This is a genomic window from Thermococcus sp. 2319x1, from assembly GCF_001484685.1.
Taxonomy (GTDB): Archaea; Methanobacteriota_B; Thermococci; order Thermococcales; family Thermococcaceae; genus Thermococcus_A.
Genome location: NZ_CP012200.1, coordinates 313,006 through 335,528, shown reverse-complemented (window position 1 = coordinate 335,528; position 22,523 = coordinate 313,006). Strand labels below are relative to the sequence as shown.

The following is a 22,523-nucleotide window of genomic DNA, read 5'->3' as shown; positions in this document are numbered from 1 at the left end:
GTCAAAATGATAATCAAAGGAGAGATACTCTCAAAGAGTTTCAAGGGGAGGGGGTACATAATAATCAAAGATGGATTAATCAAGAGAGTTCAGCGAAAAAAGCCAGGAGGGGCCGTAGACATCGATGCAGAGGACAAACTCGTCATCCCCGGACTAATAGATATGCATGCCCATTTTCGAGAGCCCGGGTATGAACACAGAGAAACGATAGAAAGCGGGTCAAGAGCGGCTGTTCATGGAGGCGTTACAACCGTTGCCCTCATGCCAAACACTAATCCCGCCATGGACAATATCGAGGTAATAGGATACGTAAAAGAGAAAGCAAGAGAAATAGGACTCGTCGACGTTCTCCCAATCGGAGCAATTACAAAAGGCAGAGAAGGGAAAGAAATCACGGATTTTGGGAAATTAGCAGAACACGTTGTAGGCTTCAGTGATGATGGGACAACCCCTCAAAGCTTCGGGGTATTTTTAGAAGCTGCAAGATACGCAAAAAAAGTAAACAAGCCAATCTTAGACCACGCAGAGATAGGGGAATTATCTGGGGGTAGCATGAGGGAAGGAAAGTTCTCAAGGCTTTATGGCATAAGCGGAATTCCCGACATAGCTGAATCAATAGCCGTTGCAAGGGATGTGGAAGTGGCAAGGTATACCGGAGCGCATATTCACATACAGCACCTCTCAACAAAATCCTCCGTGGATATAGTGAGAGAAGGAAAGAAAAAAGGAGCTCCAGTATCTGCCGAAGTTACTCATCATCACCTCCTTTTTAAGGATGAAGACCTGAAGGATCGTTCTCCGTTTAAAAAAGTTAATCCACCCCTACCAAGAGAAGAAGATCAAGAGGAACTTATAAGAGGGCTCCTTGACGGCACAATAGACATAATAGTCACTGACCATGCCCCGTATTCTCTTGAGGAAAAGAACGTAGACATTGAAGAAGCACCCTTCGGAATAAGCGGTATTGAAACCCTGCTCTCATCTCTGTTTTTAATAGCAGAAAAACACGAGATCAATTTTGAGATCCTTTTAGAAAAGGTCACCTGCAACCCGGCAAATCTCTTCAATCTTCCCCTGAGAGGGGACATAAGTGAAGGATACAGAGCAGATTTGGTCATCTTAGATCCAGATAAAGAGTGGAGAGTCACAGAAAGGAGTTTGTTCTCAAAAGGCAAGAACACCCCCTTCCTTGGGAGAAAACTTCCCGGGGTAGTTGAGATGACCATTAAAGGGGGCAGGATTGTATACTGGAGGGATGACCTTTGATTGAGGCAGAACTTATAGAAAAGAAAACAGCAAAAGATTACGGATTCTTTAAATTTAAACTAAGTGAAAAGTTGGAAAACCCGGATGCCGGACAGTTTGTGATGCTAAAAGCTCTTGATGAGCCGATTCTTGCAAAGCCGTTCTCCATTTATTCCTACAAAAACAAAAACCTCACCCTATTTATAAAGCGTGTTGGAAGGTTGACAGGAAAGATATTCTCAAGCCCCATAGGGGAAGTGTTCTACATAAGAGGGCCCTATGGAACACCGTACATTGAAACTATTAGCAGAGAAAAAAAGTACATACTCATTGGAGGAGGAAGCGGGATAGCACCTTTAAATTTCTTTTCAGAGCTTTATCCCGAGCTTGTTTATAAAAAACTCTATGGGTTCAAGGGAGGGTACATAAGAGAGCTCTTTGAGGAGGAGCAGTCAACCCTTGTAATAGAAGAAGAAAGTGGGAAAACAGTTGTAGACGTACTTGTGGATGTTTATTCAGAGGAAGTAGGGATTTTAGCATGTGGCCCAATCCCAATGCTGAAAAACCTTCCTCATGATTCATACGTTTCCCTTGAGGCTGTAATGGGATGTGGAATAGGAACATGCAAAAGCTGTGCCATAAAGACAAAAGAGGGCATTAAAATGGTATGCAAGGACGGGCCGCTCTTTAGAAAGGGGGAGATACAATGGGAGTGGATTTAAGCGTCGAAATATTTGGGCTAACATTTAAAAATCCGCTTGTGCTTGCTTCTGGACCGGCGGGATTTGGTTTTGAGCTCCAGCAATATTTAGACATCTCAAGGATAGGCGCAATAACCCTAAAAACCATTACCATAATGCCGAGAGAGGGAAATGCCCCTCCAAGGCTTGTTGATACCCATGGGGGAATAATAAACTCCATAGGGCTCCAAAATCCGGGCATCAAAGAGTTCGTGAGAACCATTGCTCCAAGGCTCAAAGACCTTAAGACGATCAAAATTGGAAGCATTGCGGGATTCACCATAGAGGAATGGAAAATTTTGGGGGAAGAAATGGATAAAATCAAAGAGATAAGGGCAATTGAGCTCGACCTCTCGTGTCCCAACGTGGAAGGAAAGGGGATGTGGGCTAAAGACGAGGAACTCACTCAAGAGGCAATAAAGGCAGTAAGAGAATCGACGGATAAGCCAATAATAGCCAAACTTGCCCCCGACGTTACGGATATAGTGAAGGTAGCAAAGAAAGCAATAAATGCAGGTGCCGATGCCCTGAGCATTGGGAACACAATAGAGGCGATGAGAATAAACATAGAAACCGGATTGCCTTTCCTTAAACTCAAAACCGGTGGCTTGAGCGGTCCTGCAATAAAGCCGATTACTCTTGCAAGAGTTTTTAGAGTGGCGGAAGCTTTAAAAGTCCCCATTATAGGTATTGGAGGAGTTATGAACTGGCAGGATGCTTTGGAATATGCAATGGCCGGAGCATCTCTTATCGGAATAGGGACAGCCATTATGGTAGATCCTCAAGCACCGCTTGAAATTTTGCATGGTATTGAGAGCTTTCTAAGGCAAAAAGGGATCGAGAGATTTAAGGACATAATCGGAATAGCCCATAGAGGTGGGTTCTGATGTTTATTAAGAAATATAGGAAGGCGAGAGACAAGAACACGTCAATTTTAGTGGTTGGTCTTGACAGCGACGTCGAAAGGATAAAGGGATTTAAAAGCATGGTGGAGTTCAACGAGCATATCGTGAAAGAAACGGCCGATCTGGTGTGTGGGTATAAAATAAACATCGCGTTTTACGAGAAGCTTGGCTGGAGAGGATATAAAGAGCTTGAAGAAACAATAGAGCTCATAAAAAACGAAACAGGCTTGCCAATAATACTCGACGCCAAGAGGGGAGATATCGGGAACACTGCGAGAGCCTATGCCAAGGCATATTTTGACAAACTTGGAGTGGACTCGGTAACAGTTAACCCTTATATGGGGAGAGATGCCATAATACCGTTTTTGGAGAAGGGACATGCATTTGTTCTGCTCTTGACGAGCAACGAGTCAATTGGAGATGTTGAGCTTCATGTGTATCACAAAGTCCTCGAGCTTGCAAAGGAACTTGAAAAAAGCTATCCGGAAAGAATCGGCATAGTGGTGGGTGCAACAAGGGGAGAGCACATAGCTGAAATAGCAGAAAAAAGTGGAACCCTTTCATGGCTTATCCCGGGCATCGGAGCACAAGGGGGAAGTCCAGAGATTATTAGGGAATTGAAGGGAAGGGACGTTGTTGTTAACGTCTCGAGAGCCATCATATTTGCAGACAATGTGAGAAGAAAAGCGGAAGAGTTCAGAGAGCTGCTGGCAAGACAGTATTTTGATTAGATATATCCAAACTTTTTTAAGATGTGCAAAATTCCTTCAGCAGCGCCCTCGCCATATGGCTTACTTGTTACGTAATCCGCTTCCTTTTTAACACTCTCTGGAGCTTGAGCCACTGCAACTCTGTAGCCAACTACTCTAAAGGCATCAAGATCGTTTTCGCCGTCTCCAATATGAGCAACTTCCTCTGGCCTTATGCCCAAGAGCTCGCATGCTTTTCTTATCCCTTCCCCTTTGTTCACGTGGGGCTGCTTTACATGTATTGCATATCCGCTGTCTACTGCCACAAGATTCAGGCCAAGTTCCCTTATAATCTCCCTAACCGCCTCAACTGGAACCGTTCTTTTTATCACAAGTCCCGCCCTTCTTTCGCCAAATTTCATTGTGTCGCTCATCTCTGCCTGGGGATAGCGTCTTTTGAGCTCGCTCCATAAGATCATGGAATCCCCCATATCTCCAAGAAAAATCCTGTTGTTACGCTTATCCCCTATAACGCCTCCGTCCTCGGCAATAAACGGGCCGCTTGTCCCTATTAAAATGCTCGCTGCATAAGCAAAGCATGCACTGTTTCCCGTAACAAGCATCGCAGGGACTCCAAGGCTTTCCGCTTTTCTAATTGCTTCAAGTGCCTTCTCATGAAGTCTTCTATCGGGATACGTTATTGTGCCGTCAATGTCTATGGATATCGCCCTAATTTTCATTTCCCCCACCTTAATGATCTTTCATAATTTCCCTCAAAACACTTGTGGCATAAACGCCTTTGGGCAAGAAAAACCTGAAAACAAGTCCCTCTTCAAAGGCCTTATATCTGAATTTCTTGGGCTTTATTAACAGCTCTCTTCTCCCGCCAGGCTCTGCCAAAATTTTTAGATGCTTCATTTTAAATTCCTCAAGCGTTATACCTTCCTCTTCCAGCACTTCTCTCTCAATCCTGCCCATTTCCCCACCGGCAAGTCGCGAGGCGAATCCAAAAATAGGTCCCGTAACCATTGCCTCTCCTTTTTTGATTTTTTCATTTACGAAGCGAAGGGTTCTTTCAGTAACTCTGAACGTTTTGCTCCTTATAGGGAGCCCCCTTTTTACCTGACAGACAACATCCCCAGGTAGTGCTTCATTAAGAGGTAATCCTTCCTCGATTCTCCTCGAGAGCACTTTGTTAAAGAGATAAGACTGATAGGAGTGGATGAATATCCTCACTATTGGCCTTGGAAGAACTGCAAAGGCTTTTTTCCAGCTTTTTGTCTCTTTATACTTATAGAGCATGGCCCGTTCATACCTTAAAAAGTTGGGAAACTCTTCCAGAGCTTTTTCAACATCGCCACTTTCCAAAAAGTTCTTTCTTGCTTCATCGCCCATCATATCACCTGTATATTCCCCCAAAAACTTAAACGCTGCTTCTTCAAAATTTCCCTTCAGCAGAAGCTTTCCCACCTCATGATTGATGACCCTTTTCTCACCAAAACGCTGATAGCCAAAATAATTTGGAAAGCCCCCTTTGACTTTTAACTCTGCCAAAATGTCCTTAGTACGTTCCAGAGCGGTGTCAGGATTGATGTCTCTCACGGTTATCTGGAAATAATTCCCGAGAAGCATGCCAAGTTTTAGCCTTTTCCCATATCCCGCAAACTCCAATGAAATGTCCGAAATCTCTAAAGAGTCAAGACGCTTTTTTATTTCTTCCGAGTTTTCAGTGCAGATGCTGATGTACTGATAAGTTACCGCATGCCTATCCTTGGTGCCAGCAAATCCAATCTGCTTGTAATCTATACCAATTCTCTTGGCTATTTCCTTTATAGCAGCCATTGTTTCCCAGTTTCGTTTTTTGAGGAGGTATATCAAGCAATTATCCCCTTTAAAAATGCTCTTTGGAATTTTTTCCTTCACTATAAAATCTTCCGGGCAGGTTTTAATTCTTCCCCCTATTCCCGGAGACGAGCTTAAATATTTGAAATGACTAAAAAATTCCTTATAGTCCATTTTCATCACTCACACAAGTTTTAGGTTTCCAGTAACCTTATCAACTATCTCCTCCGGTGCTGGACCAATTGCCAAACACGTTATCGTCCCCGGCGGAACCTCCGTTAAGCCCGCATCCCTTATTAATGCCGTTGGAATCCCTAGATTCTCTGCTTGAGCCTTTAGCTCAAAAAGCTCTCTTTCGTTCTCCGCCTTTACGACAACTTTCTTCTGCCCCTCGTTGAACCAGGCTTTAAACCATTCTGGCTTTTCTTTGTAAGCTTTAAAAGCTGCTGTAACTGCCCCATGAGCCACTTGAACTGCTAATTTGCCCTTACTGAGCTTTAAATCTGCTCTAACTACCATAACTTGCTTGTACTTGAACATCTCCCATCCCAAGAATAACAAACAAAAAGGATATATAAAGGTTTAAGAAGAAGAAGTTCAAGTTTGTGTCTCTTCAACAGCCTTTTCTTCGACTTTTAATGTCTCCTCTTTCTTTGGAAGCCCTCCGGGTCTTCTCTTCCTCCTTCCAAGCTCTTTAAGGGCTTTCTCGTATTTGGATTTGAGATCTATGTAGCCGTAAGCCAAGAGCGCCGAAGCTACAAGGAAGAGGACGGTCAAGATCGGCCACCAGTTGATGCCTTTTTCTGATGGCGGTAGATAGGAAATGGTTATGTTATTGAGCTTCTCCGCAAGCGCTTCCCTTGTTTTGTTGTCCAACTTTGCCAATGTCGAGTTCACGTATTGCGGAAGCTCCTCTGGAGATGGGTAAACCTTGACTTCCTTAATCTCCACTGCAGGTGGGAGGGAATTCACTATCACAAGGTTTCCAAAGTTCTCTTCATGCCACTTGCCCAAGGGATCTTGGTAAACTAGCATTGCACTTATTATGGCATTATCCGGCTTTAAGATTGCATACTCACTTTCTAAAGTTTTGGTTTCTCTGGCTTTAAGATCCCCAATAAAAAGCTCCGTCTCCCCATCGAGGCTGTCCGGGAGAAGTAATTTAATCGTGGCATTCCTTATGAACTCGTATTTTGCATCTTTACCTTCGGCAGAGACTGTAAACTTAAGCTTGACGGTCTTTTCTTGTGTGTGGACATAAGAGCTCCAAGTTCCGTTGAAGGCTTCTCCACTCAAAGAGAGTTTTGGCAAGCCATAAACGATGATCTGATTGATTGTATTTGATTTTACGACCTTCCTTTCTCCTGCTTCATTGTAATACTGAACGTTTACTGTATCAAGCTTATAACTCCCCACCTGAGTGGGTTTTAGGGTGTAAACCAAAACCGGCATTTTTGTGAAGGCATCGAGCATTTTTAGGCTCCAGGTTCCAATTCCGCTTCTGAGCTCAAAGCCGCTTGGTATCGGGGCAACAACGTTAACATCAAACGCCTTGCCTCTTCCTTGATTTTCAACGTTGACAAATACTATAAGTTCATCTCCATCGAGTAGAATACTGGTCGTGCTGACGCTTAATTCAACTTTTATGTTTGCTTCTCTAACAATTGGCTGAACTTCAGAACCTTCAGGAGCATACAATCTAACTTTTGTGCGATTATAGTCCAAATCTTCAATGGTCGGAAGAATCTCTACTCTGATGGGCACCTGGGATAACTGATATCCTGAGTCTTCTTTCACGGTAAACGTCTTTATTGGTGTGTTGTTCTCATCAAAGACGCTAAAGCTTGAATAATAATATCCGACAGAGTTGAGTCTCAGTTTGTAAGTAGTTTGGTTAATACTAAAGGTCAATATTTCCCCAACATAAAGGATGTCGTTGTAGATAAGTTCCGTAGGCTCGGCAACTACTTGTTGGGGTGTCTCTTCGCTAACCTGTGCTCTCTTTACCTGAAGTGAAGTTGTTGCATACTCCGGAATGTATATATCAAAATTGACATCCCCGTTGTTTGTGGAACTCTTGAGATATATATAGAGGTATGGGTGGTAAGATATCGTTTTCCCTGAAATCTCGGTGAGTTTATAGGGAACACCATATCCATTGCCCTCTTCGATAGGCTGGGTGATGGTCTCATAGGGGAGGATTATCTCGAACTTAGCACTGGTATCATCTGCTTCCACCACTTTTATCTTGATCTCCGGCAGCCAAGGGGGCAATTGATAGGTTTCTCCTTCACTTAGGGTCTTGCTTTCCAGTTTTTTTAGGGGAGACTCAATTCTAAGATATATTGTCTTTGCATCCGACTTTATCCAGGCAATTTTGACATAAAATAGCGGATTGTTCTCAGTAGGGAATGGATAACTCTCCCCAACCCCGAGTACAGGGGTGACACTGGGTGTAGTTTTGCCTTTTTCATAGATGTGTATGTTCACCTTAGTCCAGGAAGGATTAACATCCGCAAACTTGATTTCATAGTTGCCAAAAATTACTGAATCTCCAAGGCCAAGCTCTATTAGGGTTACTTGGGCAGTTGAGGGCACCGCTGATTTTACAAGGGGTACAACGGACAAAATCAATACTCCAACAATGAGTATGGCGACTTTTCTCATCATTTTCTCCTCCAGCAAATTGTTTCCTAAAATCATAAAAAGACAAAATGATATAAAGCTCTTATGGTTCCAACCTTCTTCTGTCCCTTGGGAATAGTATAACTTCTCGGATATTGCTCAAGTTAAGCATCTGCTTGAGCAACCTCTCTGCCCCGAGACCAAATCCCCCGTGAGGCGGCATACCGTAGCGGAATGCTTTAAGATAGAACTCAAAGCTTTCCACATTCAAGCCTTTCTCTGCAATTTGGGCCTTTAGTTTTTCATAGCGGTGTTCTCTCTGACCTCCAGAGGTTATCTCCACACCCCTATACTCCAGGTCAAATGCCCTTGAGATTTCTGGCTTATCATCGTATTTCATTATGTAGAAGGGCTTTGCTTCACTCGGGTATTGGTAGATAAAGTAGAGATCCTCATCATAGGTCTCTTTGATATATTGTCCCAGCAGCTTTTCCCCTTCTGTATCGATGTCCTCTCCCCAGGGGATTTCTTTTCCAAGGTCTTTAAGTATTTCGAGGGCTTGCGTATATGTAACCCTTCTAAAGGGAAGCTTTGGTTCTTCAAGCTCAAAGTTTAGAATCTTGAGCTCTTTCTCGTTGTGCTCTCTAACGTAATTAATTGCATAGGCAACAAGCCTTTCAAGGAGTTGCATGACCTCGTCCTCGTTTTCTATGAAGGCCATTTCAGCATCAATGCTCCAAGCTTCGTTTAAGTGCCTGGTTGTGTTATGTTCCTCAGCTCTGAAGATGGGGGCTATCTCAAACACTCTGTCCAGTCCGGAGGCCATCATGATCTGCTTGTAAAGCTGTGGGGACTGGGCTAAAAATGCATCTCTTTCAAAATACTTCATGGGAAAGAGCTCTGTGCCACCTTCTGTGGCGGTGGCTATTATTTTGGGTGTGTGAATCTCAATGAATCCCTCTTGATAAAAGAACTCTCTAACCGCCCTAAAAACACTTGAGCGTATTTTGAATATTGCCATGACCTCGGGCTTCCTCAGATCGATAAACCTGTTGTCAAGCCTCGTGTCAAGCTCGGCCTTAACCTTGCCCGTAGGGTCTAAAGGAAGGGGAGACTCGGCTTTTGCTAGGACTTCGATTTTTTCTGGGATAATCTCAAACCCAAGCTTGGCCTTAGGGGTAAAGTTGACAACGCCCTCAACGGCAACTACATCCTCACCGTTAAGCTTTGGGATGAGGGTGAAAATTTCTTCACTGACCTTCTTTTTTGGAGCCGTAACTTGAACTATGCCCTCCCTGTCCCTCAGCCAAAGAAACTTTATTCCACCGAGATCCTTGACCTCATAAACCCATCCCGCAACTTTCACTTTCTTCCCGTGTAGCTCCTCGGTTATTTGGCTCGAATAATGGGTTCGGTACATGCTTAAACCTCCAAAAATTAGAAATCAGATGAAAGATATCTTAACATCGGTACCGGCTATCTTTGAAAGGATATCCTCCAAAATCTCCTGCCTCTCGGGAAGCTTCTGCTTGTCCTTCCTTATCACAAGCACTTTGTAGTACTGTCCATGTGGGGCATAGACAACGTTAACTCCAAAGACTCCCGCAGGATATAAAAGGTCTGTGGCAAGTTTCTTGAGGTCATCGGTGCCTTTAATTTCCCTGCCCTCGATAACTCTAACCCTCTTTCCAAGCTCTCTCATAAGAAGCTTAATATTTTTGCCGCCCTTTCCGATAACAAGGGGGACGTTTCCTTCTCCGACCATTATTACTACCAAATCCCCGGCCTCAACAGCTTTTTTAAACTCAACGTCAGCGTCGCCCAAAAGTTTAAAGAGCATCCTTGAAATCTTAACATCAAGTTCAGAAATCAACCCCTCTTGAAGTTTCTTTTCATCTGCCGGGCACAAAATGTCCTCCGTTTTTAAACACACCTCACAGATTGGCGCTTTCATCAGCTCACCTCCCAGTTATTTGCAAAAATGAACATAAGCTAACACTCTTTTGCAGATGTTATTTAAAAACCTTATCCCGCTAACAAAAGAGTCAAAATTAAGAAAACCTAAGCCGATATTAGCCCCTAAAGCTCCCCTTCGATCTCCTTAAGGAGCCTTTCAATAAACTCTTCCACAAACTTGTGCCGCTCTTCAGCTAATTTCTTTGCGGTCTTTGTATGCATTAAATCCTTAAGCTTTAGTATTTTCTCTTCAAAGTGCTTTATGGAAGTTTCTATATCCCTCCCGTGCTCTCCCGAATACATGAAAACCCTCGCAACCCCTATAGCTCCTATTGCGTCAAGCTTATCCGCATCACTGAGGATTTTTGCTTCAAGCGTTTTAGGCTCCGGAGGCCTTGAGAACCTATGTGCCTCAATTGCGTGAACAACTTCATCAACTTTCTGATACTTAAGGGACGTTAAAAACCTACGGGCAATCTTTGCACTTTCCTTAGCGTGGTCTTCAACAATTCCTTTATCCTCCAGAGGCCTGGCAACATCGTGAAGCAGAGCAGCTAAAGCCAAAACTTCCAGATCTGCTCCCTCTGCTTTGCCAATATGCAGGCAGAGGTTGAAGACCCTTTTCACGTGAGAAAATCCATGTGTTCCCTCTCGCTCAAAGAAATTCCTAGCTAATTCTTCGGCCTTTTTGATAAGTTCTATACTCTCCTTGTCTTCTATGTATTCCTCAAGCTTCATATCCTTCACCCGATTTTATTCTCAACAATTGAATTAAGTAGAGTTAAAAAGCTTTTGTGAACTTTAAGGGGGATGCCGTCAACACTGAGCTCGGGTTTCTTGGTAACTCCATCTATAATCCCCGAAGAAACCAAAGCCCTCAAAATCTTTTCCTCCTCCTTCTCCCAACCAGCTATCATGTTTTTCCCAAGATCAATAGATGCCTGAGCGATTAACCCATAAGCCCCCCAGTTAGACACCGCAGAAAGAACTAAAGAATCAACTTCAACAACGCTACCTATCTTCTCTCCAAATTTTATGTGTTTGCAGACTAAATCCCTTATATTCCCCATCCCTATTTCATTTCCCCCATCCCCAATTCCAATTGTGGGAATGCCAAGCTCTTTAGATTTTAAGAACAGCTCATCAAAAGGGGGCACATCTATTTCCAAAGCACTCATTGAGTAATACTTTCCATCCTTGGCTCTTCCCGGGGTTTCAACACTTATCAAAAGGGAATAATCTTCAATGGCAGGATTCTTTGCAAAATTAACTTTAAAACCTCTCAGAGCCCCTTGAATCTTTTTACATGTCAATATCTCGGCTTTCCCTCCCAACTTTTCAACAGTTCTGTAAATTGCCAAAGCCCCCGGTGGACCATCCGTTTCAGCTATCTGCATTGGTGGAATTGGAAAACATGAAACAATCAAAACTCTGTCGAGATTATCTAAAAATAAGGAAGTAGCTTCTCTCAAAAAATCAAAGTTCTCCCTGCGATATTCAAGATAAAGCTTTAAAACATTCCTCCCATAGATGTCGGTGTTTATTAGATGCCCTATCATCTTTCATTCCTCGATTTCATACACTATGATTTTGACTTTTTTGCCCTTTATTGCCTCTTTGAGGAGCCACCACAGTTCAGTTGGAGATTCTTGCCTGTGTGTTAATTTATCACCATTCTCAAGTTCCACAATTTTTTCTTTATATTCTACAAAAATTCCCTCCCTATTGAATATCTCCCTCATCCTAAACCCCCCAAGATTTTTCTCAACTGGTGAAGGCTCCTAATTTCAAAGTCTGCAAAGTTATAATCCTCCAACCCCTCCCTATTGATCCATACTGCAAGCATTCCAACATTTTTTGCTCCATAGACATCTTGGTGCAGATTGTCCCCAATCATCATGGCATTTTCAGGCTCTACATTTAATTTTTCGCAGGCATATAAAAATATTTTAGGGTCAGGCTTTACAGTTTTTACATCTTCCCTAGTAACAATCACATCAAAGTACTTATCAAGCCTTGCTATCCTTAGTTTTAGCTTCTGATATTCTGGACCACTTGTTATTACACCGAGCCTATATCCCTCCTCTTTTAGCCATTCCAGAGTCGGCTTCACATCAGGAAAAACGCGGATCTTGTGGGGATATGCCTTCAAGAGGTCCTCGTATTTAAAATCCAACCCGAAGCTCTCGAAAAAGAAGTTCCAGTCGTGCCATTCATATTTATCCCTTTTCTCAGAGAGCTCTCTAAGGAATTTTAATCTTGCATCCCCTCTTGAGATTCCCAGCTTCTTTGAGAGCCTCTCATAAACTTGGGGAAGAAAGAGCATCACAAGTGCTCTTTCACTTAAGAGGGTTTCATCGATGTCAAAGAATATTGCATCCATTTTACCACCTCTTAACTAGAAGTGAGAGGATTTCCACCTGCTCCTCCAAACCCTCCTCCATTTTTATCCCCCATATTATGTCTTTCTCTTTTAAGAGACCTTGAAACGTATGGAGTATTTTATGGGCATAACTCAGCGGGACTTTCTCACCCACTAAAATGTTTACCAGGCCTCTATCCCATATCCCCCAGTGCCAGTCGAAATCAACCTTCTTTAAAAGGCGGAGTATGCCTATGTTGTTTCCTTCTACCATATTAAAGAAATCGGCGTAGTCAACATTCACAAGCATTTGATTTTCCAAGTAATAGTGGAGCCTAGTGAACATCAACCCAATATTTTTTGTAGCCATTTGAAATGCAGACTCGAGTGAAGAGGATGTGTATTCATCTAAGAATTCCCACAATGAGTCATAAAATACTGTATCAAAGTCCTCTGCCCATTGGGGCTTTTCTTCATTAACAAGCTCCTTCTGAGGGGTGAGGATATAAGCCAACTTGAGGGGTTTTCTTGGTACATATTCAAGAATAACCTGCATGATTTCGATGTTTGTTGGTTTATTTTCAAGTATAAACCACAAAATTGCATCATCCGGGACATTCCAGAACAAATTCCTAATTTTTTGACGAAAAGATGCTTTTCCAAGTAGATAATATGTCGGATTTATCACGATCTTTGGAGCCCCTTCTATATCGATGTTTTGAACAACTTTGCCTCCATTATTTCCAATCCCAACAAAAATATGGGGAAAAGAAGCCATGTGTATCACTCTAAGGTTGCATGTTTTCTCTTCATGTCTTTTTCGGTTTTTTGGAATGTCGCCATTAGTAGTGCTATAATACCGTCCAAAAACAGCATCGTTGAGTCTTCAAACAGCGTTCCCATTGGGGCAATCCACTTGTATTCGGTGAGCATTTGCCTTGCAATATAATCCGTTGGAATGTCCGTTTTTGTCCTCCCCGGGATTTCTACTACGACATCCGCAAGTCTTCCAAGGGTTGAGTCTTTATAAGATGTTATAGCAACAACTTTTCCTCCCTGCTTCTTTGCGATTTCAGCTGCATCCACTATAGTTCTTGTTTCACCACTTCCGCTAATGGCGATTAGCAGATCTCCCCTCTCAAAAGCGGGGGTGATCGTTTCACCAACCACGTAGACGTCAAAGTCAAGATGCATCAAGCGCATTGCAAAGGCCTTTCCAACCAAACCGCTCCTTCCGGCACCGTAGATGAAGATTTTATTGGCACCTATCATGGCATCTATCATTCCCCTAACTTGCTCGAGCTTTAAGGAATCGGCAACCATGTTTATGTGTTCGAGAATGTCTTTAATTGCTTTTTTTATGGTAGCCATATACTCTCCCCAGAACAGATCAAGTATTTTCCGAGTGACTTCTTCGGGGTCCTTTGCCTTTGTTATTGCCCCACCAACGATAATAATAGTGGCTCCCGCCTCAATAACCTTTGGAATTGTCTCTAGATTTAAGCCTCCAGCAACAGCAACTGGAACTTTTACGGCCTTTACAACTTTTTCTAAATCTTCCAGAGGGTTTTTCCCTTGAGCTTGCTCGTCTATTCCCGTGTGAACTAAAATGTAGTGCACACCCATTTTTTCAAGTTCTTTAGCCCTTTCTACCTTATCCTTAACCCCGATTAAATCAGCCATCACCTTTATTCCATACTTTCTTGCAACCATCACTGCATCTTTTATCGTCTTGTCATCCGCAACTCCAAGTATTGAAACAACATCGGCACCGTGTCTTGCTGCCATTTCAACTTCAAGTGCCCCAGTATCCATTGTTTTTAAATCCGCCACGATTTTTCTATCAGGGAATCTTCTTTTCATCAGCTCTACTGCTCTCATGCCTTCCTTCTTTATCAAAGGAGTCCCCACTTCAAGCCAGTGAGCTCCACCACGAGCGGCTTTCTCTGCTATAGAAATCGCCTGCTCGATATCAGTTAAATCAAGAGCTACCTGCAGGATCATCTTGACTTACCCCCCAATGATCTTCAAATTAACATCAAATTGGGTGCTTTTAACTTTAACTCACCTGCAATCAAAGACTAAGCTATAAATTTAAAAGGGATGAGTCTGAAATAGCTCCGGGGAAAGAAATGGTTACATTTATCCCTTTCGGAGAGAAGCCCAATAAAGAGGGGGTTATGTACACCATAGACTTGCTAAAAAAGAACAAATTAATAGGGGAGTTTATGATTGTTGAATCGAACAATGTAGAGCTCCTCGCAGACAGAGTACCCCTGGATAAATGCTACATTATTGGGGAGCATTTAGCAACGTATGGGGTAATCAAAAGGATAAAGCCGCCTTCTATAATAAGTATTGACGCTCATACCGACTTAATGCATGATTACCTTGACCATGGTTCATGGCTCGCTTATGCCCTGGAAGAAAAAGTGGTGAACAGAGCGGCGGTTATTGGATCTGTATTGATGATACCCACCACTGGGGGAACGAGTTTATGGACGAGAAGAGCTAAAATCTTCCCAGCACTCCCAAGAACCAGAAAAATAAGGGGGGAATGGAAGGCATACAGGAGTCTAAAAACGTCTTCAATAGATGAGATAATTGCCGATACGCGGAAATACCTTGGGGAAGAGGTCTACCTGACAGTTGATATGGACGTTTTAAAGCCCGAATACAAAATTGCCAGATTTCAACATGGGGAGCTTACCTTGGAGGAGCTGTTGGAACTTATAGATGAAATTAAGAAAAACTTCAAAATAATAGCATGTGACATAGCGGAAATCTCAGATAGGATAAAGAGATCAAAACTCGGAAAGAAGGCTTTGATAGAAGTTTACACGGCTCTTGTGGGTGAGTGAAATGGCACTAAGTGATAAGGAGATTAGAGAGATAATAACTCCACTCCTCTTATCTGGAGCAAAGATGCTTGACAAGCATTGTCCAAGATGCGGTTCTCCTCTTTTTGAACTGAACGGAAAGGTTTTTTGTCCAATTTGTGAGCACAGAAAAAGGGAGGAAAGAGTCGAACTAAAGGGTATCGAAGAGAGTCTTATAGAAAAGCTAAGACTACTGGCAAACCAACTCCCGGATGATATAGAGGAGTTAAAAAAGCACCTGGAAGTTATGAAAATGATATTGGAGCTGCTGGAAAAATATAGGAAAATGGAGGAGATAAAATGAAACATCTGAGGATTTTGAATACCTTAACAAGGGAAATGACAACAGAAGAAATTGCAAAAGAGAGTGGTTTAAGCCTAGCTGAGACCAGGAGATTCTTGCTTAGACTTCTGGAGCAGGGGAAGGTAGAAAGCATTGAAAGAGATGGAAAAGTCTTTTGGAAGTTGAAAGAAAAAAGCAAGGAAGAGGAAGAATTTAAATACATTTAAGCTTTCTCTGCTTTTTCCCAATATTCATTGAACTTTCCTTTAAAGAGTTCAACCACTCTAAAGTCCTTTATCCACACTTGGGTTTCGTAGTTGAAGTATCTAGCAGCCAAGTCCTCCAAAGCAAAGAACACTTCCTCGTCACAGATTAGCATGGGGAGCTCTATTTTGTCAAGTACTTTAAGCTCAAGCTTTCCTTCTTTGTAGTAGTCCATTATCTTTGATGTCTCAATTCTTGGGAGAACTTGTTTGGATACTATTATTTTTACATTAACTCCCCTATCGGCGGCTTTTGCTATTTCTTCATCGAGGTTCACTGCAACGTAACCATTGTCTGCCAGCAGTATTTCCTTTTCAACTTCTTCAAGCATTTCCTGAGTCTTGAGAGTGGAGTTCTTAATACCTCTGACCACCCAGACTCTCTCTACTCCGTATTTAGGAACCTCTGTTTCTATTAGCGGTGTCATGAGTTCTAACAGCTCTTCCTTGGCCTTCTTCTTGGCCTCAAGCTCTTCTTTTACTCTGACCTGCCAGTCCTCAATAAACTTTTCAAGAACGTTTTTTGGGTGCACTGGTCTGTACTTGTTGGCTTTTCCGGGCTGGCTTAATGCAAACCCCTTCTTTTCCAAACTCCTTAAAACGTCGTAAGTTCTTGGAGCTGGTACTTCGGAAACACTTGCAAGCTCTGCTGGTGTAAGAACTCCGAAGCCAACTAGTGCAACATATGCTCTGGCTTCGTATAAATTCAGCTCAAAGTGTTCTTGCAAAAGTTCTACCATTCTTTCTTTCACCATCTTCCATCACCTCTTCTACTTTATAACAATAGCCAAAGACCTATATAAATTTTTTCTTATTAATTTTAGTTGCACTTTTTCTAAGTGTAATTTTATTTTGAATGCATAAATATGCAGTTTTGTTACTATTAAAATGGTTAAAAATACACAACAGAACATGTAACATACATTTACACATACTCTTGTTATGGGCAGTGATTTTCAAACAAAGTGGACACTTTATGGAGTTTTTATTTTCCCAAAACTTTATAACACTATCGAACCCTCATCATCATGACGGCAATATGTACGCCGAAAATTATAAAAGATTCGAACAACTTATAGACAAACTGCGAGAGTTTGAGGGTGTTATCCTCGTAGAGGGAATGCGAGACGAGGTGGCCCTACGAAAATTGGGGGTCGAAACGGAGATAATCAGACTTTCCCGCTTACCACTGGCGGAGATTGCTCTAATAGCCTCTCACTATCATAATGTCATGATATTGACAGATTTCGACAGAAAGGGTGAAGAACTTGCAAAAAAACTAACCCGATATTTGGAAGGGTACAAATGTAAGGTAGACACAGAAACACGAAAAGAGCTCAAGAAAATAGCAAAAAAAGACATTAAGGGCATTGAAGACTTGTATTCCCTCTATACCCGTGTTAGGAATCTCCGTTTCTGACCCCCAAAAGGAGGGGTACGGATTGAAGAGAAAAAAGACTACAATCCAGCAGATTTTGCTTGAAAAGCAAAGAATGTTAAAAAAGAAAGGAATAGAAGGTGATAACATGGCTGCAAAGGATGATTTTGGAACCACCAAATATGTAATCCACGCAGAATTTGAAGCAAATGGAATTGTTGAGAGGCCAGATGTTGTAGGTGCTATTTTTGGGCAGACTGAAGGTTTACTTGGAGATGACCTGGACTTAAGGGAGCTTCAAAAAACTGGAAGGATAGGAAGGATAAAGGTTGACGTTAACACAAGAGCTGGAAAAAGTTATGGAACAATAACAATACCCTCCAGCTTGGATAGGGTAGAAACGGCAATACTGGCAGCCGCCCTAGAAACAATAGACAGAATAGGGCCTTCCGAGGCCAAGATTAGAGTAATAAGGATCGAGGACGTCAGGGCAACGAAGAGAAAATACATCATAGAGAGAGCTAAAGAGATACTTGAGACCCTTATGGAGGAAGAAATTCCAGAAACACAAGAGATTACTGAAGAAGTTAAAAAGGAGGTTAGGGCTAAGGAGCTTATTGAGTATGGTCCAGAAAAACTCCCGGCTGGCCCACATGTGCCGTTTTCAGATTCAATAATCGTCGTTGAAGGAAGGGCGGATGTGCTTAACCTTCTAAAACATGGAATCAAAAACGCCATAGCCGTTGAAGGAACTTCAGTGCCAGAGACGATAATAAAACTCAGCAAGGAGAGAATTGTAACCGCATTTACCGATGGTGATAGGGGAGGAGAGCTCATACTTAAGGAACTCCTTCAAGTTGCGGACATTGACTATGTGGCCAGAGCTCCAGAAGGAAAAGAGGTCGAGGAGCTGACAAAGAAAGAGATAATAAAGGCATTAAGGAGCAAAGTTCCAGCAGAGCAGGTTATAAACGAGCTCTTTGCTAAAGGAAAGAGTTTCTACGAACTTGTCAAGGAGAAAGAACACCAAACGGCTAATCAGCCCCAACATGTAGAGCCAAAGATGGAAAAAGCCGTTGAACCCCAAATAGAAACCACAAGAGAGACAAAAGTTGAAGTGATATCCCCAGCAAGAGAAGAAAAGTTCGTAAAGCCAATACAGCCGCCTAAAGTTCTTGAGCTTGATGAATTTAAAGAGTGGATTGAAAAAGTGAAAAAAGACCTCACAGCAATTCTCTTAGATGAAAACAAGAACGTAATCGCGGAGATACCGGTAAGGGATCTACTCACCTCTCTAAACGACAAAGAAAATGTACACACAATAATATTTAACGGAATCATAACTCAGAGGTTAATAGATATGGTGAGTGAGAAGGGAATCAAGTACCTAATCGGAGCAAGAAAGAGCAATGTGGTTAGAAGGCCTGTTGATCTTAAAATAATAACCTTTGCAGAGTGAAAGTTTCTTTATCTTTTTTAATAATCTTGCTCAAAACTTCCGACGAAGGTTAAAAAATAAAAAGAGTCACTTTTTGGCTCTCTGGAGCCTCGCTTCTTCAAAGGCTTTTGTCCATTTGAGCTTTCTTGGATTCCTACCCATAAAGAAGTACCTTTCGCATTTTCTTGAGCAGAAGAAATAGACTCTCCCATCGTTTCTAACGTACATCTTTCCCGTTCCTGGCTCGAACTCTTTTCCGCAATATGAGCAGACGTTCCATCTTGCCATTTACATCACCTTTTTGCTTTGATCTCTCTTGCTTCCCTTTCTGTCTCTCTGAGGATGACTATGTCGCCAATCCTGACTGGCCCCTTAACGTTTCTTCTAATTACCCTACCCTTGTCCATTCCTTCAAGAACGCGAACCTTTACTTGAGTAACCTCGCCGGTAACTCCAGTCCTTCCTACAATTTCGATGACCTCTGCAGGGTATGCCTCATCTGACATCTCTCACACCTCTAATTCAATTATAATCATGAAAGCTCGCCTAGTTATGAGAGTGAGGAAAAGGGAGCTCACTTGGCGAGCTCCCTTACCTTCATAGCAATTTCCTCAACGAGTTCACGAGCCTTACCCGGCTCGATTATAGCAACACTTGCAGCTGGAACTTCAATGCCAGCGGCAGCACCAAGTTCTTTTTTGCTTGGAACATAGATATAGGGAATCTCCTTCTCCTCACAGAGGGGTGGCAGGTGAGCAACGATTTCTTCCGGGTCAACATCTTCAGCGATTATTACAAGCTTTGCCTGGCCCCTCTCAACGGCTTTTGTTGTCTCGTTTGTACCCTTTCTAATTCTTCCAGTATCTCTTGCAATCTCAACAGCCTCAAGGGCTTTCTCGGCAAGCTCCTTTGGAACCTCAAACTTCACGTAACTTGGCTTTGCCATTTCACATCCCTCCAAACTTCATCGTTCATCGAGTCATCAAGTTAGGGAAGGATGCTTGCTTTTTAAATCTTTCCTTCCAAAATAGCAAAAATGAGAAGAGTAGCAAGAATCACCCCTCGTATATTATGTATTCTTTGTCTGCTATAAACACCGGTTCGACCCTTACCCCCATTATTTCTACCTTATCTCCGTATTCGTTCTTGAGCTTCTCTATATAAGGCTGAATAACTTCTGGAAAGCTTGCTTGACCTTTGAAATGAAGCTCTCTGTTTGATGTACTCAAGCCACCGGCAATTTTTTCATAATGGATTATATCCATGTGAGGCTCAAATGCGGCTTTTGGATCGTCTCTGTTCTCTCCCTCGGTTCTGATAAGATATATAACTGTAGCCCTAAGGTAAAGCTCCAAGTTGGAGTAGTCTTTTCTGAACCCGGCCCTTAACTCAAGCTCTCCACTTTGGCCATCGTTTAAAACTTTTATTGGACTGACAAGCCTGCCATTTAATTTTGGAGCTTCTGTAAGAGCTCCAACGGGACCTTTCTGCACAAGGACAAGCTGATACTTTGTAGCGTTTGGGACTTTGAGACTAACTTCTACCGGCGTCTCGTTTAAATGATCGATGTTAACGTTTTGCGCTATAATCTGCTCACTTATGAGCTTATCTCCATTGTAAGCCCTGAGCTTTATGGTGGCATCTTTAACGTCTCTTCCAAATGCTGATATGTAGAGCTTAGCCTTGTATTCCCCGGGAATAAGCTTTGACACTGATGTCCATGTATCATTCTTGTAAACTTCAATTCTATACACCCCAAATGGAACAAATTCATAGGTTGCCAGATCTCCGGTATTTTTTACAAGCCTAAAGTTTGAGAGCAACTTTTGTGCAAAATCCGCTTCAGAGCTGATGGGTATACCAAACGCAAGCTTTAGGAAGTTGCTTGCTGCAACTTTGTAGTAAACTGCCACTGCATAGTTGGGGAAGACATAAGCTGCATATGGAAAGTCTCCCTTTCCGTTTATGACTTCCCCGGTTTGCATGATTATTGCCTGCACTGGCTCTCCCTGTTGGTTACCCGCTACGATTATCGCCTTTTTCTGTCCTCCTTGTTCCACTATCTGAAGCTGAATGCCATATGGACTGTAAAAAGCGTTATCATCTATTTTTTGAGTAAAAGGAATAATCATCCCAGATCTGTCTCTTTCAGTTCTTGTTATAGCTCCTCCAAGGTAGCTTATAGCATTGAACTTGGCCCAGTCTTGAATCCAAGCAATAAAATAGTTAAGCTGCCAGCTCTCGAAGTCAACCTCACTTTTGCTGCCATCGTTTGCCAAAAAGCGTGCTATTATGTAATCCCTATCTCTGGCATGACCACCGTCCGCACTTGCCCTCCTGTTTCCAAGGAGAGAGCTTTCAATCCAGTAACCGTAGTCCCACCAGGAAGTTGCCGTATCGTATTCGTTTGTGTTTTCTCTAAGCCACTTAAGGGTTTCTTCCCAGCTCGGGCTTACAGCTTCACCGCTAACCTTTGCAGAGTTGTAGGTAGTGTTTGCTCCCACTATTGGAATCGGAATGAAGAGGAGGACCAGCAAGAAAGCATAGAGAGCTTTTGTTGAAACCTTTTCCTGCATATTCTCCACTATTTTAAAGAGCTCCCCCACGAGAATTCCAAAGGTTAGCAAAACTGCGCCTGAAGCAAGGAACAAAAACCTCACCGCTGTCCACATGAGATATACTGAAAGCCCGTAAAAGATCAGAAGGAACAAATTCTTTGCATCGACTTTGTCTTGGTTTAAGGTTTTCAAAAATCTAAACGCAACTATTGCAATTCCGACAAGTGAGAGGAGAAAGATTATCCCATCGGTTCCCTTGACCGAGTAATACCTCTGTATATCGTTCCATTCCGTCTTTGCAAGCTCTTGAACAGTTTCATAAACTTGAGTGGATTGGTATGCTCCACTCATAAGGGAAAAGAGCTTGGGGCCAACGTAAAGATAAGCTCCAGCAAAGCCCAAGAGTACTATCACTGCAACAACTCCAAACCTATGTTTTCTGTCGGAGTAATTTAGGTATCCCCCACCGTAGAGCATTATCGTCGTGAGTAGTGCCAGTCCAAGGAAAACTTCAAAGGCGAACTTTATGTGCCCTCCAACCCTTACAATTCCACTTGGAGTCAATGCGTAGCCAACGAGCAATATCCCCAGGTAGGCTGGATAAAATTCCATGGCAAACCTCTTTACCCCCTCAACTTTTCCGAAAATAAATGATACAATCACGTACAGGCTTGCAAAGCCCAAGAGAACCATAAGACCAAATGGGGAGCCGTTCCATACCGAGAGCATCAAAACTCCAAAGAGCACAAATAAAGCGCCAAAAAGTGATTTTCTCCTGACCTCTGTGGCTTCGAGGTAGTAGAACATGAACAGAACTGCGTAGATGAAGAACATCAAAAACGGTCCATCTCCTCTGGCGTTTCCCGAGAAGGTTCTTGTCCAGTGGGCAACTGAGAACATCATCACCAAAGCCGCCCAAAGTCCTGCCCATTCTGAATGGAGCTTTCTCCCTAGGAAGTACACTCCAATTATGCTGAAAAATCCAACAAGGGGGGGCCACATCTTGAAGACCTTTATCACTTCAAACCCAAATGCAGAGAGGAGCTTATAGAGTAAAGCCGGAATTATGTACAAACCAAGGGGTTCCCCAATGAGAGAACCAAATGGAGCATCTGCCAAGGGGTAATACTTGGGAACCCACTCCTTTATCGCGAGCTTGTATATTTCAAAATGATAGAAGGTATCTGGGTCTATGAAGTATTTTGTTTGCCCAGTTGCTGCTCTAATCTTGTAGCCAATAAAAGCAACGATCACAACCACTATGGGGAAAAGGTAAAGCCTGATTTTTGAAAAATCTAAAGAGGAAGGCTTTTCACTCTCGGTTTTTGGTTTTTCCTTAACTTTTGTTTTAACCATTTAT

At 42.6% G+C, this 22,523-nt stretch carries 25 protein-coding genes and 1 pseudogene; 9 read left to right on the top strand and 17 right to left on the bottom strand.

Going from position 1 to position 22,523, the window contains the following annotated elements:
- Positions 1-6: 6 nt before the first annotated feature.
- From ADU37_RS01845 to pyrF, 4 genes are read left to right on the top strand one after another with little or no spacing between them, the layout of a single operon-like run.
- A complete protein-coding gene (locus tag ADU37_RS01845) occupies positions 7-1,266 on the top strand; it encodes a dihydroorotase (RefSeq protein WP_058946018.1) in 1,260 nt (419 codons plus the stop codon).
- A complete protein-coding gene (locus tag ADU37_RS01840) occupies positions 1,263-1,967 on the top strand; it encodes a dihydroorotate dehydrogenase (protein WP_058946017.1) in 705 nt (234 codons plus the stop codon). Before ADU37_RS01845 ends, ADU37_RS01840 begins: the two co-directional genes overlap by 4 nt.
- Entirely contained in the window at positions 1,952-2,872 is a 921-nt protein-coding gene (locus ADU37_RS01835; RefSeq protein WP_058946016.1) for a dihydroorotate dehydrogenase, read from the top strand. The genes ADU37_RS01840 and ADU37_RS01835 overlap by 16 nt, the downstream gene beginning before the upstream one ends.
- Entirely contained in the window at positions 2,872-3,621 is a 750-nt protein-coding gene (pyrF, locus tag ADU37_RS01830; RefSeq protein ID WP_058946015.1) for an orotidine-5'-phosphate decarboxylase, read from the top strand. Before ADU37_RS01835 ends, pyrF begins: the two co-directional genes overlap by 1 nt.
- Here the strand turns inward: pyrF and ADU37_RS01825 are convergent.
- From ADU37_RS01825 to hxlAB, 12 genes are all read right to left on the bottom strand, one after another.
- Positions 3,618-4,319, bottom strand: a complete 702-nt coding sequence (locus ADU37_RS01825; protein ID WP_058946014.1) for a phosphoglycolate phosphatase — start codon at positions 4,317-4,319, stop codon at positions 3,618-3,620. The two genes, pyrF and ADU37_RS01825, sit on opposite strands and share 4 nt — an antisense overlap.
- Before the next feature lie 10 nt (positions 4,320-4,329).
- On the bottom strand, positions 4,330-5,595 hold the full coding sequence (truD, locus tag ADU37_RS01820; RefSeq protein WP_058946013.1) for a tRNA pseudouridine(13) synthase TruD: 1,266 nt from the start codon (positions 5,593-5,595) through the stop codon (positions 4,330-4,332).
- Positions 5,596-5,604: 9 nt separating this feature from the next.
- Positions 5,605-5,961 (bottom strand): peptidyl-tRNA hydrolase Pth2, encoded by a 357-nt coding sequence (gene pth2, locus ADU37_RS01815; protein WP_058946012.1) that lies wholly within the window; start codon positions 5,959-5,961, stop codon positions 5,605-5,607.
- Between the two features lie 57 nt (positions 5,962-6,018).
- Complete coding sequence (locus ADU37_RS01810; protein WP_058947601.1) at positions 6,019-8,088, bottom strand: hypothetical protein; 2,070 nt, start codon at positions 8,086-8,088, stop codon at positions 6,019-6,021.
- Positions 8,089-8,149: 61 nt separating this feature from the next.
- Positions 8,150-9,466 carry an aspartate--tRNA(Asn) ligase gene (gene aspS, locus ADU37_RS01805; RefSeq protein WP_058946011.1) on the bottom strand — a complete coding sequence of 439 codons (1,317 nt, stop codon included), beginning with the start codon at positions 9,464-9,466 and terminating at the stop codon, positions 8,150-8,152.
- Between the two features lie 24 nt (positions 9,467-9,490).
- Complete coding sequence (locus ADU37_RS01800) at positions 9,491-10,000, bottom strand: KH domain-containing protein (protein ID WP_058946010.1); 510 nt, start codon at positions 9,998-10,000, stop codon at positions 9,491-9,493.
- Positions 10,001-10,125: 125 nt separating this feature from the next.
- Positions 10,126-10,740 carry an HD domain-containing protein gene (locus ADU37_RS01795; RefSeq protein ID WP_058946009.1) on the bottom strand — a complete coding sequence of 205 codons (615 nt, stop codon included), beginning with the start codon at positions 10,738-10,740 and terminating at the stop codon, positions 10,126-10,128.
- A 5-nt stretch (positions 10,741-10,745) separates the two neighbouring features.
- Complete coding sequence (locus ADU37_RS01790) at positions 10,746-11,561, bottom strand: DUF4392 domain-containing protein (RefSeq protein WP_058946008.1); 816 nt, start codon at positions 11,559-11,561, stop codon at positions 10,746-10,748.
- Positions 11,562-11,564: 3 nt separating this feature from the next.
- A complete protein-coding gene (locus tag ADU37_RS01785; protein ID WP_058946007.1) occupies positions 11,565-11,744 on the bottom strand; it encodes a hypothetical protein in 180 nt (59 codons plus the stop codon).
- Positions 11,741-12,385, bottom strand: coding sequence for a TIGR02253 family HAD-type hydrolase (locus ADU37_RS01780; protein ID WP_058946006.1), 645 nt, complete (start codon positions 12,383-12,385; stop codon positions 11,741-11,743). The genes ADU37_RS01785 and ADU37_RS01780 overlap by 4 nt, the downstream gene beginning before the upstream one ends.
- 1 nt (position 12,386) lies before the next feature.
- Positions 12,387-13,142 carry a hypothetical protein gene (locus ADU37_RS01775; RefSeq protein ID WP_058946005.1) on the bottom strand — a complete coding sequence of 252 codons (756 nt, stop codon included), beginning with the start codon at positions 13,140-13,142 and terminating at the stop codon, positions 12,387-12,389.
- 5 nt (positions 13,143-13,147) lie between these two features.
- A complete protein-coding gene (gene hxlAB / locus ADU37_RS01770; RefSeq protein ID WP_058946004.1) occupies positions 13,148-14,368 on the bottom strand; it encodes a bifunctional 3-hexulose-6-phosphate synthase/6-phospho-3-hexuloisomerase in 1,221 nt (406 codons plus the stop codon).
- A 128-nt stretch (positions 14,369-14,496) separates the two neighbouring features.
- On the opposite strand from hxlAB, the gene ADU37_RS01765 reads away from it, so the two are divergent.
- The 3 genes from ADU37_RS01765 to ADU37_RS01755 are packed head-to-tail and all read left to right on the top strand — an operon-like array spanning position 14,497 to position 15,753.
- Entirely contained in the window at positions 14,497-15,225 is a 729-nt protein-coding gene (locus ADU37_RS01765; RefSeq protein WP_058946003.1) for an arginase family protein, read from the top strand.
- Position 15,226: 1 nt separating this feature from the next.
- Positions 15,227-15,547, top strand: coding sequence for an Sjogren's syndrome/scleroderma autoantigen 1 family protein (locus ADU37_RS01760; RefSeq protein ID WP_058946002.1), 321 nt, complete (start codon positions 15,227-15,229; stop codon positions 15,545-15,547).
- Positions 15,544-15,753: a helix-turn-helix domain-containing protein gene (locus tag ADU37_RS01755; RefSeq protein ID WP_058946001.1), complete on the top strand. Its 210-nt coding sequence runs from the start codon at positions 15,544-15,546 to the stop codon at positions 15,751-15,753. Before ADU37_RS01760 ends, ADU37_RS01755 begins: the two co-directional genes overlap by 4 nt.
- Here ADU37_RS01755 and trmBL2 read toward each other — a convergent pair.
- On the bottom strand, positions 15,750-16,544 hold the full coding sequence (gene trmBL2 / locus ADU37_RS01750; RefSeq protein WP_058946000.1) for an HTH-type transcriptional regulator TrmBL2: 795 nt from the start codon (positions 16,542-16,544) through the stop codon (positions 15,750-15,752). The two genes, ADU37_RS01755 and trmBL2, sit on opposite strands and share 4 nt — an antisense overlap.
- Positions 16,545-16,828: 284 nt before the next feature.
- Between trmBL2 and ADU37_RS01745 the strand changes: the two are divergent.
- Positions 16,829-17,225 (top strand): annotated as a pseudogene (locus tag ADU37_RS01745) (toprim domain-containing protein); the annotation flags it as partial.
- A 6-nt stretch (positions 17,226-17,231) separates the two neighbouring features.
- The gene (dnaG, locus tag ADU37_RS01740) at positions 17,232-18,626 is read left to right on the top strand and encodes a DNA primase DnaG (protein ID WP_058945999.1); all 1,395 of its coding nucleotides are present in this window, start codon (positions 17,232-17,234) and stop codon (positions 18,624-18,626) included.
- Positions 18,627-18,692: 66 nt separating this feature from the next.
- On the opposite strand, the gene ADU37_RS01735 is transcribed toward dnaG, so the two are convergent.
- The 4 genes from ADU37_RS01735 to ADU37_RS01720 all read right to left on the bottom strand — a co-directional run bounded on the left by ADU37_RS01735 (position 18,693) and on the right by ADU37_RS01720 (position 22,519).
- Positions 18,693-18,893: a 50S ribosomal protein L24e gene (locus ADU37_RS01735; RefSeq protein ID WP_004067239.1), complete on the bottom strand. Its 201-nt coding sequence runs from the start codon at positions 18,891-18,893 to the stop codon at positions 18,693-18,695.
- Positions 18,894-18,898: 5 nt separating this feature from the next.
- A complete protein-coding gene (locus ADU37_RS01730) occupies positions 18,899-19,111 on the bottom strand; it encodes a 30S ribosomal protein S28e (protein ID WP_058945998.1) in 213 nt (70 codons plus the stop codon).
- A 68-nt stretch (positions 19,112-19,179) separates the two neighbouring features.
- Positions 19,180-19,551 carry a 50S ribosomal protein L7Ae gene (rpl7ae, locus tag ADU37_RS01725; protein WP_004067237.1) on the bottom strand — a complete coding sequence of 124 codons (372 nt, stop codon included), beginning with the start codon at positions 19,549-19,551 and terminating at the stop codon, positions 19,180-19,182.
- A gap of 109 nt (positions 19,552-19,660) precedes the next feature.
- Positions 19,661-22,519 carry a glycosyltransferase family 39 protein gene (locus ADU37_RS01720; RefSeq protein WP_058945997.1) on the bottom strand — a complete coding sequence of 953 codons (2,859 nt, stop codon included), beginning with the start codon at positions 22,517-22,519 and terminating at the stop codon, positions 19,661-19,663.
- Between the last annotated feature and the right edge of the window lie 4 nt (positions 22,520-22,523).